We start from the raw sequence: 12410 nt of genomic DNA on the forward strand, positions 1-12410 counted from the left end.
TCAGCGGTGGATGGGGCCGTTGATCCGATCGAGCGGGCGGGCCGAGGCGTTGCCGCGCTCGGCGAGGATCTGGGCGGCGATGGAGATCGCGGTCTCGTCGGGTGTGCGCGCGTTGAGATCAAGGCCCAGTGGGCTTTTCAGCCGCGCCAGCCTGCTTTCGGTGACGCCCGCGGCGCGCAGCCGTTCGGTGCGCTCGGCGTGCGTGCGGCGGGAACCGAGGGCGCCGACGAAGGCGATCTCATCGATGCTCAAGGCCGTCGCGATGGTCGGCACGTCGAACTTGGTGTCGTGGGTGAGCACGCAGACCACGGTGCGGGCATCGATCCGTCCCGCCTCGTGTTCGGTGCGCAGATACCGGTGCGGCCAATCCACCACCACCTCGTGCGCGGACGGGAAACGTGCCGAGGTTGCGAAGGTTTCGCGGGCATCGACCACGGTGACCCGGTAACCGAGTTGACGGCCGGTGCGGCTCAGCGCGCGCACGAAATCGTTCGCGCCCGCCAGGATCATCCGTGCCGGAGCACCGAAGACCTGCACGAAAACCCGGGGGCGCGGGGAGGCGTCGGCCTCGCACTCGTCGGCGCCGACCACGCCGCTGCGGCCCGCGGTGAGCAGCGCGAGGGCGTCGCGATCGACGTCGTGCCAGGTCTCGGCCGAATCGGTCCGCAACAGCTTCCACTCCGCGGTGGTATCCAGCCTGGTGGCCAGCGCGACCGGGCGCCCGTCCGCGATCTGCTGCCGCAACTGCGTCAGCGTCGCGACGCTCTCCGGTCCGACCCGTTCGACGAAGACCTCGATCTCGCCGCCGCAGGTCAGCCCCACCGCGATACCGTCGCCGTCGGCATAACCGAATCGATCGGTCACCGCATGGCCGGTGGCAAGCACCTGATGCGCCGACTCGACGACCGCGGCCTCCACGCAGCCACCGGACAGCGACCCGAAGACCTCGCCCGATTCGGTGACGATCATCGCGGCACCCTGCTCACGCGGGCCTGGACCGGTCGTATCCACGACGCGCGCCAAGGCCACCGGACCCTGCTTCGCCAGCGTTATCAATTGCTCGAGCATTGCGCGCACCAGCACGGTTCCTCTCTCGAGCAGGCGCACCGGAGTAGACCGGCTCCCCTCAGCCTAGCTATCCGAAAGCTATTCAGCCCGGTTGCTGGTTCGCGCCGTGGTCGACGAGGCGTTCCGCGGCCTCCTCGGGCGCGGGCGCGTGTTCCTCGGCGAGTCGCGCCTGGAGTGCGGCGACGGTGAGGGGCCGCGTCGAGGCGGTTGGCCGCCGCAGCACGGTGACAATCAGGATGAGCAGGCCGAGCGCGAGCAACGCGCCGCCGACGATGACGAGCGGATTCATCACTGCCTCCTCATGGCACGCATCAGTCGGCGATGAGCCGCAGCGTGTAGTCGGGTGGGACCGTGCCGGTGCGGAAGTAGCCGGCGAAGATCTCGGCCGCGTCGTCGGCCGTGCAGACCTCGTCCGGGTAGATCCACGGCGCGGGCATGCTCTCCGGAACCTGGACCGAGCAGTCGGGCGCGCCGTCGCGATGCCCGGCGCGGCCGACGACGCACCGGCGCGCTACGCCGTCGATGACGGTGCGGAGTTCGAGAAAGAGCGCGTCCGCTGATCCGGTGCACCGCAGATAGTTCTGCCCGGGGGCGGAGCTGACCGCGGGGCTGATGTCGGCGGGACGCATGGGCGCGGGCAGGCGGGTCAGCTGGACCGAATAGCGGTGGTAGCCGTCCAGCCTGCGCAGCGGGCGCAGAAAGTTGTCGATGGTTTCGCCGGCGCCGATGAACAAAGTCAGCCGGTCGCTGTAGGTGACCCGATGGGTCGTGATGATCGGTTCCGCCGTATCGGCGGGCGCGGACTGTGCCGGCTTCGGCCGCACCGTACGCACCGTGGGCGCGGAACTGGCCGCCATCGAACGTTCAACACTCATCGGAGCTCACCTATCACGCATAGTTATCTTCTAGCTACTCAAGCATTGCACTGAGATTTCCCGAATGGAAGAGTTGCGTGACCTGAGACACAATTCGGGTTTCGCGATCATCGTCGGCGGCCGGCTCCGCGTGGGCCGCGCGCGACTTTCAGCGACGAATACCCGGTGCGGGCAAACGGGTTTCGGGGTCGTGCCGATAGACCGGCGTGAGCAGCTCGGCCTCCAGCGGTTCGCCGGTCGCCCGGTCGAACCGGCAGGCGACGAGCACCGAGAACAGGTGTGTGCCCGCCCGCTCGTGCAATGTGGCAAGCCGGGTGGCGAGCAAGCGGATGGCACCGAGCGAGCCAGGCGGATGCATGCCGTCGATCATCAGCACGGTGCCACGCCCGTCCGGCCGCGGCAGTCGCGCCAGATAGGCGATGTCGTGCGGATCGGGCCCGCCGGGCCGATAGACCCGCCGCGCGGCCCGGTCCTCGATGCCGCGCCTGGCGTCGCCCGCCCTGGCCACCGCCCGCCGCAGCCGTGGATCGGCGGCGAGTAACTGCCGCAGGCTCGGCGAGAGTTCCGGCCCGCCGAGCACGACGAGGCCGTCCCGGTTCAGGTCGACCGGTCGCCCGGGTAGGAAGTGTTCGATCGAGGCGGTGAAGCCGAGCTCGCGCAGCAGCTCGACGAGCCGATGCGGTGCGGCGGGATCCGGTGCGCCGATCACCCGGCCCGCCCGCACCTCCGGCACCAGCACCGTGAGCGTCCCGTGCCCGAAGAACAGACCCTCCGGTGCGGGGCCCTGCGTGCTCACCTGATGGATGCGCGCGCGGGAAAGCCCGGCTGCCGCACCGATTCTGGCGAAAGTCCAGCCGTCGGCGTGTAGCTCCCTGATCACCGCACGACGAATCCTGGTGAGCTCGTTGATGGTCTGCTGGGCCGCAGCCACACCATCGGTGGCCGCCTTCAGTCGCTCGACCTTGTCCTCGATCGCGAAAACGCGCGCCACGTCATCGGCCGACATGTGGGAAGTCTAGACAGCTGGACAGGCCAAAGTGTCTAGAACTATTGACACTGCACCCATCTCGTGACGTGTTCGCGCCAACTTACGTGGCGTCGGTGTCGATCGGTGGACGTTCGTTGCGCTCCAACGGCTTTTCCAGCTTGGGCATCGGATAGTCCGGCATGCCGCTGTTGGTGCCGAGGAAGTCCTTCTTGTCCGGCAGCGCGTCCTCCATGTTGCGGAAGATCGAATCATCGCCGTTGAGAAGGTGTTTGGTCACCATCGAGCGCGGGGTCATGCCGCGCAGCTCGTTCAGGTCGGCAAGCGGCTTGCGGAGGTCCTCGAACTCGGGACCGAGCTCGTCGCGCAGCTGCGAGGTCGCGCCGCTGGCGTAGTCGCGCACCTGACGCAGGCTGCGCGTGGTCCAGCGAACGGCGCCGGGCAGTCGCTCCGGTCCGAGGATCACTAGGGCGGCGACGAGCAGGATCATCATCTCGCTCCAGCCGATATTGCTGAACACGTCTTCAGGCTACCCGGCTATTCGACCAGCGGCCCAGTGGGACGGCAGGCCGACGGAGTCGGCCGGGGTGGGTGAACTCAGTCGGATTCCAGGGTGACGGGCACGTCGACCTGCCTGCCGTCGCGGATCAATACCACGTTCACCGTGTCGCCGATATTGCGCGCCTGCACCGCGACGACGAGTTCGTCCGGACCGGTCACCTCGCGATCGCCGACCTTCACGATGACGTCCTTCTCTACGATCCCGGCCTTGGCCGCCGGACCGCCCGGCGTGACGTCGGCGACCTCGGCACCGCTCATCTGCTCGTTGGCAACCACCTTGCTGCGCAGGCTTGCGCCGATGGTCGGGTGGTGGATCGAGCCGTCCTTGATCAGGATCTGCGCCACCTCGGTCACCCGGTCCACCGGGATCGCGAAGCCGAGGCCGACCGAGCCGCCGGACTCGCTGCGGATCGCGGTGTTGATGCCGATGACCCGGCCCTCCATGTCCACCAGCGCGCCGCCGGAGTTACCGGGGTTGATCGAGGCGTCGGTCTGCACCGCGTCGATCACCGCGTTGGTGTCGCTGCCCTCGCCCTGCAGTTTCACTGGGCGGTGCTGCGCGCTGACGATGCCGGAGGTGACCGTCTTGCTCAGGCCGAGCGGTGAGCCGATGGCGATCACCTCGTCGCCGACCTGGACGTCGCCGGACTTGCCGAGGTTGGCCACGGTGAGGTTCTTCACATCGACCTTGATCACGGCCAGGTCGGATTTCGGGTCGCGCCCGACGATGTTCGCCGGCACCTTGGTGCCGTCGGAGAACTGGACCTGGATGGCGGCCCGGTTGGTCTTGTCCTGGGCGGCCATCGAGACCACGTGATTGTTCGTCGCGATGTAGCCCTTGCCGTCGATCACCACGCCGGAGCCGGTCGCGCCGTTGTCGCCGACGGTGACCCGGATGGACACGACGGCGGGCAGTACCGCGTTGGCGACCTTGGCGATCTGGCTGTGCGGCTGCTCGGTGTCGGCGCTCTGCTCCAGCGTCACCTTGCGCGAGGTGAGGGTCGAGGCCTGTTCGGCCGTCATCCGGCCGACCAGACCGCCGAGCACGCCGACGGCGAGCGCGACGAGCGCGAGCAGGGCAAGCGCCTTGGGGGCGACCCTGGAGCCGAAGAGGACCTCGCGCGCGCTGAGGCGCTGCGCCTGTGGCAGCGGCGCGGCCTTCGGGGTCGGCACCGCGGGGGCGCCGAGCCGGGCGGCGGAGTCCGGATCACGCCACGGATCGACGGGCCCGGCGACCGGTGCCGCGTCGTTGGCCGCCTCGGGGTCACGCTGCAGCAGTTCGGTGGAACCCGCCGGGCGACCGAACGCCTCGGCGAGCACGGTGTCCGGCGGGCGGTTCTGCACGTCCTGGCTCGCCGCCTGCAGCGGACCACGCGGCAGCGGCTCGGCGAACGACCCGGCCTGGCCCGCCGGCCTGCGGAAGGCGTGCGCGGTGTGGTTGTCGACATGGGGTCGATAGACCGGGCGCGGCCCAAGGACGGGCGCGTCCGGCGGCCTCAGGTTTCCCCTGTTGGCCACCGAATCCGTGGGCCTGCCCTGGACTCGATCCGGGGACTCGGCCGATCCGGTATTCGTCGATTCCGTCGTCACGACTCCGCCTCGCTGGCGCTCGGCTCCGTCGCGCCGCCGGGCCGTGCTGTGCTTATGGTTCCCTCGCTGCGCTCAGTCACTCGGCAAACTCTACTTGCGCCACCACGTAGTCCACCGAGTCGCGGCGAATGAATCGGTCAGAAAGCCGAAAACCGCCTCGTTGCGCGGAGTCCCGTCGGTGTTCGACGTTTGGCTCGACGCGGCGCCGGGAAGATCGGCGAGCGGAATTCGGGTCAGGCTGTCGTGCAGGCCGTGCGGAATCGAGATCGGGCCCGACTGGCGCAGCGCGATACGCGCCTGCTGCTGTGCGTCGACCTCGGCCGCGCATTCCGGGCACAGAGAAAGATGTTGGGCGGCACGCAGATAGGCGTTCATCCGCAACTCGCCGTCCACATAGGCCGCGATAGCCTCGCTGGCCAGATGCTCGGTGGGACGGAATCGAGGCGGACGACGACCGGGCGTGCTGGAGTCGCCACTCATTCGGTGCTCACCCTTCCAACCGACATCATCCGAACCGTAGGGCGATGCCGGCTTCGTCCAGCTCACCCGATACTTGCTTCAGCAGCGAAACGCTGCTCACTTCCATTATGCGCAAGGTAGTCGCGCAGTGCCTGTCGCCCACGATGAATCCGGCTGCGCACGGTGCCGAGTTTCACGCCGAGCGTAGCGCCGATCTCCTCGTAGGAGAGTCCCTCGATGTCACACAGCACGACCGCGGCGCGGAATTCCGGCGCGAGCGAATCCAGCGCGCGTTGCAGGTCCGGGTCGAGGCGGGCGTCGTGATAGGCCTGCTCCGGATCGGGGCCCTCGGACGGGACCCGGTCGTAGTCCTCCGGCAGCGCCTCCATCCGGATGCGATTGCGGCGGCGGACCATGTCGAGGAACAGGTTCGTGGTGATGCGGTGCAACCAGCCCTCGAAGGTGCCCGGCTGGTAGCTGGAAAGCGAGCGGAACACCCGGATGAAGGTGTCCTGCGTGAGATCCTCGGCGTCCTGTGCGTCGCCGGAAAGACGGTAGGCCAAGCGGTAGACGCGGTCGGCGTGTTCGCGGACCAGGTCGTCCCATGACGGCATGGCCGCCCGGTCGCCGGTGGCATCGAAAGCAGCGGTACCGGTCAGATCGACGGCCTCTTCGGCGGCGTCGGACTCGATCGGCAGAATCTGCTCGGGCAGGGTGGCGTGCTCACGCGCCGCATCGACCATGTGGATGGGGCTACCTCCTACTAGGGACCGTAAACTCGGAACTGGCTCCGATCCGAAATCTCTTTCGGACCTGAAACCGTTACGTTCGGATACAACCGACAACCTGTCCGTCGTTGTTCCCGCGTTCCGCGTCTGCCGGTCTGTTGGTCTTGCGTTGCCCCTACTCTTTCCTAGCCTGATATGGCCTGGATATGGAGATGCTGAGGGACACCTGAGAAAACTGGCGGGGAGATTGCTCGGCGGGGCGTGTTGTTCGAAACGCGGATACAACCCGCCCAGCATTAACCTCATAGGCGTGGCATCGAATTTGGAGCGAAATCTCGCCTACGTGGAGGAATCCGTCGTAGAAGACGAGATCCTCGTCAGCGCGCGTGAACGGTCCACCGAACTCGGTGCGGTGCCGGTGCCACCGTCGGTGGGGGCGCTGCTGAGCATGTACGCGCAGCTGCTCGATGCGAAAGCCGTGGTCGAGGTGGGTACCGGCGCGGGAATCAGCGGGCTGTGGCTGCTCGACGGGATGCGCGAGGACGGCACGCTGACCACCATCGACTCCGAGCCGGAGCACCAGCGCGCTGCCAAGGAGGCTTTCCGCGCCGCGGAGATTCCGCCCGCGCGCACCCGGCTGATCAACGGCCGCGCGCTAGACGTGCTACCCCGTCTCGCCGATGGTGCCTACGACCTGGTTTTCATCGATGCCGCGCCGCTCGAACACCCGCAGTACGTCACGCAAGCCGTCCGGCTGCTGCGTGCTGGCGGCGCGATTCTGCTGCACAACGCGTTGCTCGGTGGGCGGGTTCCCGATGCGGCACAACGTGATCCGGCGACCCAGGCGGTGCGTGCGGCTACCCGCGCGATCGCCGAGGACCCGGAACTCACCAGTGTGCTGATTCCGGTCGGCGACGGGTTGCTCTGCGCCTCGCGCGGTTAGTCTCCGCGCGGTTATCGCGCCGCACCTGCTCGGTTCCCGCACTGGACATTCGTACCGACATCGCGGTTTCCTTGTCCTGCACCGGGTATCCGGGTGGCGGAGGTACAGCAATGGAAAATCACGAGCTCTTCGAACTCGGTCACATCGGCCACACCGTCATGGAACATCGAGCGAATTGGCTGCGACCAGTGCTGTTCTTCCTCGGCTTGACCATTGTCGTCGCGGTGATCGCGATGGTGGTGGTGAGTAACGCCAACTTCCACTCCGACCCGGCGAAAGTCCCGCCGACGCACGGGTCCTGCGAACCGTTCTGCACGGCACCGCCCGCGCCACCGGCGCCCGGCCAGTAGTCAACCCGTCCGAACCACGCGCACCAACAGGTGACGCGTGGTTTCGCGCTGTCCGCGAATTCGCTTGGCGTGCCGTATATCGCGCGGCTCGATGGGTGACAAGTCACGGAATGCGAAGGCTCGCAACGGATGTACGATGGTCGGTTCGCCTTCGACAGGTCGCGTTCGAGGAGGGGAGGCCGAACCGAACGCGCGCGAAGGCTTGCCGGATCGCTGGTGACCGTCCCCGGAGGGGTGGGCCGGTCGCCAGCGCCGTTACGGCCGAGTCGGCGAATGCGGCAACAGCGCGGCGATTCGAGGAGCATGCTGCTCAGAGCACGTCCGGGACCAGAAGGTGATGCCCTGCGCTGGGCATACGGAAGAGGTGCGAGCTGAGTGATCTACTACATCTTGAACAACAGCAACAACAATGACGACGGGCGCCCGCAGATCCATTGGGGCGGTGCGCTGATCGCCTTCGGGCTCGTCCTTGTCGCCGCGGTGACGGTGGTCTACCTGGTCAGCACCGCCGACTTCGGCCAACCATCGCGGTCGACCGTGCCGCGCACGCCCGGCCCCTGCGCGCCGTTCTGTCCGGCCACGCCCGCGCCGCGGTTCTGACCGCCGCGCTGTCGACCAGGGCGCGAGCGCGCGACCACTGCGCGGCGATGGCGGTGAGCTCGGCGGCTTCTTCGACCAGATTGGCACCGGCGCAGTGCTGCAACAAGCCGGTGCCCGCCGGTGCTTCGCCACGGGTCTTGGCGGTGCAGGCGCGCACGAGGCGCACCGCTAGATCCAATGTTTCGCGGTCCGGGCCGGGGCGGGTGGCCTTCGCGATCTCTTCCCGCAGGTGCGCCGGCGTCGCAGTGGCGTACCTGGCCAGAATGAGCACGCTGTCCCGGATCTCGATGACGGTGCGGTGCAGGAAATACCGGCTCCGGTGCGCGGCGACCGGTGTCGAGATGCGATGAACGATCTCGGGGCACGCCGCCGTGAGGTCGAACCACAACGGCAGCAGCCGCTTTCGGCGCCGCGACCAGGTATCGAGCCCGATCCGGTCGATGAGCCTGAATACGACGGAGACCACGCCGATAGCGAGGAACGGCAGCACCTGGGCGAACACGGCATTGCGATCGATGACGATTTGCGCGTTCGTCAGCCAACTCTCGTGCCCGAACGACCGCAGGCCCGTGCAGACCAGGGTCAGGCTGAACATCAGGAACACGGTGAACGTGGCCCCGAGGAACATGGCGTGCAAGGTGCGTTCGCGGCGATCGTGCTGCTTGCGCATCTCGGCCACGCACACACCGCCGCTGTAGAAGACCATCCAGTAGGACATCGGCGCCAGCGCAAGCCAGAAGCCGAACTGTCCCCACCCCGGTTGCTGATACATGGTCTCCGGGCTCGGCCCCTGCGCCGGTCCGCTACAGAGCAGCGCCACCGCACAGGACGCGCCCGCGAGCCCATAGATGGCGACGGCCGACGGCGTGCGGCCCAGCATCGCGGCCGTGAGCAGCATGCTCGCCGCGGCGGTGAGCATGAACCCGACGGCGCCGAACTGGTAGATCAATCCAGGGCTCAGCCGCCCGCCGGTGCGCGCGCTGAGCTGGTCACGCAGCGTCGGTTCGTGCGTGGTGAGGATCTCGGTCAGCAGGGCGAGCATCATGTTGATTCGACGGTCGACCAGCGTGGTGCGGAATCGAAGCAGGCGGATCGTCAGCAACAGCCAGGAGGCCAACGTGATCGGCAGCGTCACGGTACCCGGCAGCATCAGCGCACGCCGCTAACGTTGAAAGATCGCCCGGCCGAGCACGGAACCCGAACGGGGAGCATCGGTTTCGGACATCACCAGGGACGCGAACAGTTCCGCCTGGCTCTCCAGGATGTCGTCGTAGTCGGTGCGCGCCAGCACGCGAAGCACCACGTCCGTGTCGATCTCGGTGAACAACTGCTTCAGCGTTCGATGACGAGACGCCGGGGAGACATAGCCCGCGTGGTCGAGCAGCAGGTGCGCGATTTCGTGCAGCACGATGTGATCGGTGTGATAGCCGGAGCTCGCCGCGTCATAGGCGACAACGAAACTGTCCGGGCGCTCGATGACCACCCCGCACGGAAAACCCTCGGCCGTCAGATCGGGTTGCGGGAACAGGATGATCGGCTTGCCGAGCGACGTCGCGACATGATCGACGAAGGTCTGCAGCCGCCACGGCCGCGGCATATCGAGCGAAGCAGTCAGTGCGCGAACCTGTTTCAGCGCGGGATCGGACTGTGCGCGCCTGATCATAGGACCTATCTTCCGGGCCGGGCGGCCCGCTGTCCAACGTTTCGCTACACCCAAACGCCCTTGCCGACAGTGACGACCCCGCCATTGCTCACGGCGAACCGCTCGCGGTCGCGCGCCAGGTCGACGCCGATGATCTCGCCCTCGCCGACGACCACGTTCTTGTCCAGGATGGCCCGGCGCACCACCGCGCCGCGGCCGACTCGCACACCCGGCATGAGCACGCTGCCCTCGACGGTCGCGCCGTCATCGATCACCACGTTGGAGCTGAGTACCGAGTTGCGCACCGTGGCCGCCGACAGGATGCTGCCCGCGCCGACGATGCATTCCTGCGCGAGGCCGCCCTGGGCGAACTTGGCGGGCGGCAGGTTCTCGGCGGCGCCGCGGATCGGCCAGTGCCGGTTGTACAGATTGAAGACGGGGTGCACGGAGACCAGGTCCATGTGCGCATCGTAGAAGGCGTCGATGGTGCCGACGTCGCGCCAGTAGCCGCGGTCGCGTTCGGTCGCGCCTGGCACGTCGTTGTCGGCGAAGTCGTATACCCCGGCCTGGCCTGCGGCGACCAGCGACGGGATGATGTCGCCGCCCATGTCGTGATCGGAATCGGAGTTGTCCGCGTCGGCCTTGATCGAATCCACCAGCACCTTGGTGGTGAAGACGTAGTTGCCCATTGACGCAAAAGTGACATTGGGATCATCGGGCGTGCCGGGCGGGTGCGCGGGCTTCTCCAGGAACTGGGTGATCAAGCCGGACTCGTCGGAGTCGATGCAGCCGAACGCGCTCGCCTCGCTGCGCGGCACCCGGATACCGGCGACAGTGACACCGGCACCGGACTCGATGTGATGGTTGACCATCTGCTCCGGATCCATCCGGTACACGTGATCGGCGCCGAAAACCACGATGTAGTCGGGGTCTTCGTCATAGATCAGGTTCAGCGACTGCATGATCGCGTCGGCGCTTCCGGTGTACCAGCGCGGCCCGAGCCGCTGCTGCGCGGGCACCGGAGTGATGTATTCGCCCCCGAAACCGGACAGCCGCCAGGTCTGCGAGATGTGCCGGTCCAGCGAATGCGACTTGTACTGGGTGAGCACGCACAAGCGCAGGAAACCCGCGTTGACCAGGTTACTGAGGACGAAATCGATCAGTCGGTACGCGCCACCGAAGGGCACCGCCGGTTTGGCGCGGTCCGCCGTGAGTGGAAAGAGTCGCTTGCCCTCGCCACCGGCGAGCACGATCCCGAGTACGTGCGGCTGGCTCCTCACACTGCCAAACTACCGGGTAACCGCCGCGCGAGTGGCCCCAGCGGAGGTGAACGTCTACTTTGAACCTGGTGAGTTTCGGCACGGACACCGGGCGCTCGACGGCGGATTCCGGCCCGCGGGACCGGCTTCGGGTCGCGATGCTGACCCGCGAGTACCCACCCGAGGTATACGGCGGAGCCGGGGTACACGTGACGCAGTTGACCGCGCAGCTGCGCCGACTGTGTGAGATCACCGTGCATTGCATGGGTGTCGCGCGCACCGATGCCGTGGTGCACCAACCGGATCCGCAGCTCTACGCCGCCAACGCTGCCCTGCAGATGATGTCCGCACAGCTGCGCATGGCCGATGCCGCCGGGCAGGTCGACGTCGTGCATTCACACACCTGGTACACCGGCCTGGCCGGGCACCTCGCGGCCACGCTCTACGGCATACCGCACGTGCTGACCGCGCATTCGCTGGAACCACGACGGCCGTGGAAGGCCGAACAGCTCGGCGGCGGCTATCGGCTCTCCTCCTGGTCGGAACGCAACGCGGTCGAGCACGCGGACGCGATCATCGCGGTGAGCGAGGGTATGCGCCACGACGTGCTCGACGCCTATCCCGCCGTCGACCCGGACCGGGTGCACGTCGTGCACAACGGCATCGACGCCGGCATGTGGTACCCGGGACCGGTCGCGGCGGGCGCGCGGCCCGTGCTCGCCGTCCTAGGCGTGCGGACGGACCGGCCGATGGTGGCGTTCGTCGGGCGGATCACCCGGCAGAAGGGCGTCGGGCATCTACTCGCCGCGGCCCGCGACTTCGACAAGGACATCCAACTGGTGCTGTGCGCGGGCGCGCCGGACACCAAGGAGCTGGAAGCGGAGACGGCCGCCGCGGTCGAGGAATTGCAGCGCGGTCGAGGCAATGTGTTCTGGGTGCGCGAGATGCTGCCCACCGAGCAGATCCGGCAGATCCTGGCCGCCGCGACGGTGTTCGTCTGCCCGTCGGTGTACGAGCCGCTCGGCATCGTGAACCTGGAGGCGATGGCGTGCGCGACCGCGGTGGTCGCCTCTGACGTCGGCGGCATCCCCGAGGTGGTCGTCGACGGCAGCACCGGCCGCCTGGTGCACTACGACCCGAACGCGCCCGAGGAGTACGAGCGGGCCTTGGCCTCGGCCATCAACGAGGTCGCCGGAGACCCCGCGCTGGCCGCCGAGTTCGGCGCCGCCGGACGAGCCCGCGCCATCGCCGAATTCGACTGGTCCCAGATCGCCGCCCAGACCGTCGGCGTCTACGACCAGGTCCGCAAACTCTGACCCGGGCCGCTGCCGAGCCCACCCATCGAGGCGA

The 12410-nt window shown here is 67.7% G+C and carries 14 protein-coding genes; 3 read left to right on the forward strand and 11 right to left on the reverse strand.

The annotated features are described in order from the left end of the window. The 8 genes from OG203_RS32680 to sigE all read right to left on the reverse strand — a co-directional run bounded on the left by OG203_RS32680 (position 1) and on the right by sigE (position 6281). Positions 1-1077: an XdhC family protein gene (locus tag OG203_RS32680; RefSeq protein WP_405161077.1), complete on the reverse strand. Its 1077-nt coding sequence runs from the start codon at positions 1075-1077 to the stop codon at positions 1-3. Between the two features lie 73 nt (positions 1078-1150). After that, entirely contained in the window at positions 1151-1357 is a 207-nt protein-coding gene (locus OG203_RS32685) for a hypothetical protein (protein WP_405161078.1), read from the reverse strand. A gap of 22 nt (positions 1358-1379) precedes the next feature. Continuing rightward, entirely contained in the window at positions 1380-1943 is a 564-nt protein-coding gene (locus OG203_RS32690; RefSeq protein WP_405161079.1) for a hypothetical protein, read from the reverse strand. Between the two features lie 148 nt (positions 1944-2091). Continuing rightward, positions 2092-2949 carry a hypothetical protein gene (locus tag OG203_RS32695; protein WP_405161080.1) on the reverse strand — a complete coding sequence of 286 codons (858 nt, stop codon included), beginning with the start codon at positions 2947-2949 and terminating at the stop codon, positions 2092-2094. 82 nt (positions 2950-3031) lie between these two features. Continuing rightward, positions 3032-3448: a Sec-independent protein translocase protein TatB gene (gene tatB / locus OG203_RS32700; protein WP_405161081.1), complete on the reverse strand. Its 417-nt coding sequence runs from the start codon at positions 3446-3448 to the stop codon at positions 3032-3034. A 77-nt stretch (positions 3449-3525) separates the two neighbouring features. Beyond that, positions 3526-5079 carry a trypsin-like peptidase domain-containing protein gene (locus OG203_RS32705; protein WP_405161082.1) on the reverse strand — a complete coding sequence of 518 codons (1554 nt, stop codon included), beginning with the start codon at positions 5077-5079 and terminating at the stop codon, positions 3526-3528. A gap of 90 nt (positions 5080-5169) precedes the next feature. Beyond that, positions 5170-5559: a hypothetical protein gene (locus OG203_RS32710; protein WP_405161083.1), complete on the reverse strand. Its 390-nt coding sequence runs from the start codon at positions 5557-5559 to the stop codon at positions 5170-5172. 62 nt (positions 5560-5621) lie between these two features. Next, entirely contained in the window at positions 5622-6281 is a 660-nt protein-coding gene (gene sigE, locus OG203_RS32715; RefSeq protein WP_357381035.1) for an RNA polymerase sigma factor SigE, read from the reverse strand. A 295-nt stretch (positions 6282-6576) separates the two neighbouring features. Here sigE and OG203_RS32720 point away from each other — a divergent pair, with 295 nt between their 5' ends. After that, positions 6577-7209 carry an O-methyltransferase gene (locus OG203_RS32720; protein ID WP_379280751.1) on the forward strand — a complete coding sequence of 211 codons (633 nt, stop codon included), beginning with the start codon at positions 6577-6579 and terminating at the stop codon, positions 7207-7209. A gap of 110 nt (positions 7210-7319) precedes the next feature. Then, positions 7320-7559 carry a hypothetical protein gene (locus OG203_RS32725; RefSeq protein WP_405161084.1) on the forward strand — a complete coding sequence of 80 codons (240 nt, stop codon included), beginning with the start codon at positions 7320-7322 and terminating at the stop codon, positions 7557-7559. A gap of 499 nt (positions 7560-8058) precedes the next feature. On the opposite strand, the gene OG203_RS32730 is transcribed toward OG203_RS32725, so the two are convergent. From OG203_RS32730 to glgC, 3 genes are read right to left on the reverse strand one after another with little or no spacing between them, the layout of a single operon-like run. Then, on the reverse strand, positions 8059-9309 hold the full coding sequence (locus tag OG203_RS32730; RefSeq protein ID WP_405161085.1) for a DUF6545 domain-containing protein: 1251 nt from the start codon (positions 9307-9309) through the stop codon (positions 8059-8061). A 12-nt stretch (positions 9310-9321) separates the two neighbouring features. Next, a complete protein-coding gene (locus OG203_RS32735) occupies positions 9322-9822 on the reverse strand; it encodes a hypothetical protein (protein ID WP_405161086.1) in 501 nt (166 codons plus the stop codon). Positions 9823-9866: 44 nt separating this feature from the next. Next, on the reverse strand, positions 9867-11081 hold the full coding sequence (gene glgC, locus OG203_RS32740) for a glucose-1-phosphate adenylyltransferase (protein WP_405161087.1): 1215 nt from the start codon (positions 11079-11081) through the stop codon (positions 9867-9869). A 137-nt stretch (positions 11082-11218) separates the two neighbouring features. On the opposite strand from glgC, the gene glgA reads away from it, so the two are divergent. Next, positions 11219-12376 (forward strand): glycogen synthase, encoded by a 1158-nt coding sequence (gene glgA, locus OG203_RS32745; RefSeq protein ID WP_405168076.1) that lies wholly within the window; start codon positions 11219-11221, stop codon positions 12374-12376. Positions 12377-12410: the final 34 nt, after the last annotated feature.

Origin of the sequence: Nocardia sp. NBC_01499, assembly GCF_045040275.1 — a bacterium.
In the GTDB taxonomy this organism is placed as follows: Bacteria; Actinomycetota; Actinomycetes; order Mycobacteriales; family Mycobacteriaceae; genus Nocardia.

Excerpts from the sequence above, each read along its gene's own strand:
- OG203_RS32685 (WP_405161078.1), bottom strand. The coding sequence starts at position 1,357 with ATGAATCCGCTCGTCATCGTCGGCGGCGCGTTGCTCGCGCTCGGCCTG.
- sigE (WP_357381035.1), bottom strand. The coding sequence starts at position 6,281 with ATGGTCGATGCGGCGCGTGAGCACGCCACCCTGCCCGAGCAGATTCTG.
- OG203_RS32735 (WP_405161086.1), bottom strand. The coding sequence starts at position 9,822 with ATGATCAGGCGCGCACAGTCCGATCCCGCGCTGAAACAGGTTCGCGCA.
- OG203_RS32710 (WP_405161083.1), bottom strand. The coding sequence starts at position 5,559 with ATGAGTGGCGACTCCAGCACGCCCGGTCGTCGTCCGCCTCGATTCCGT.
- OG203_RS32730 (WP_405161085.1), bottom strand. The coding sequence starts at position 9,309 with ATGCTGCCGGGTACCGTGACGCTGCCGATCACGTTGGCCTCCTGGCTG.
- OG203_RS32725 (WP_405161084.1), top strand. The coding sequence starts at position 7,320 with ATGGAAAATCACGAGCTCTTCGAACTCGGTCACATCGGCCACACCGTC.
- glgA (WP_405168076.1), top strand. The coding sequence starts at position 11,219 with ATGCTGACCCGCGAGTACCCACCCGAGGTATACGGCGGAGCCGGGGTA.
- OG203_RS32695 (WP_405161080.1), bottom strand. The coding sequence starts at position 2,949 with ATGTCGGCCGATGACGTGGCGCGCGTTTTCGCGATCGAGGACAAGGTC.
- OG203_RS32690 (WP_405161079.1), bottom strand. The coding sequence starts at position 1,943 with ATGAGTGTTGAACGTTCGATGGCGGCCAGTTCCGCGCCCACGGTGCGT.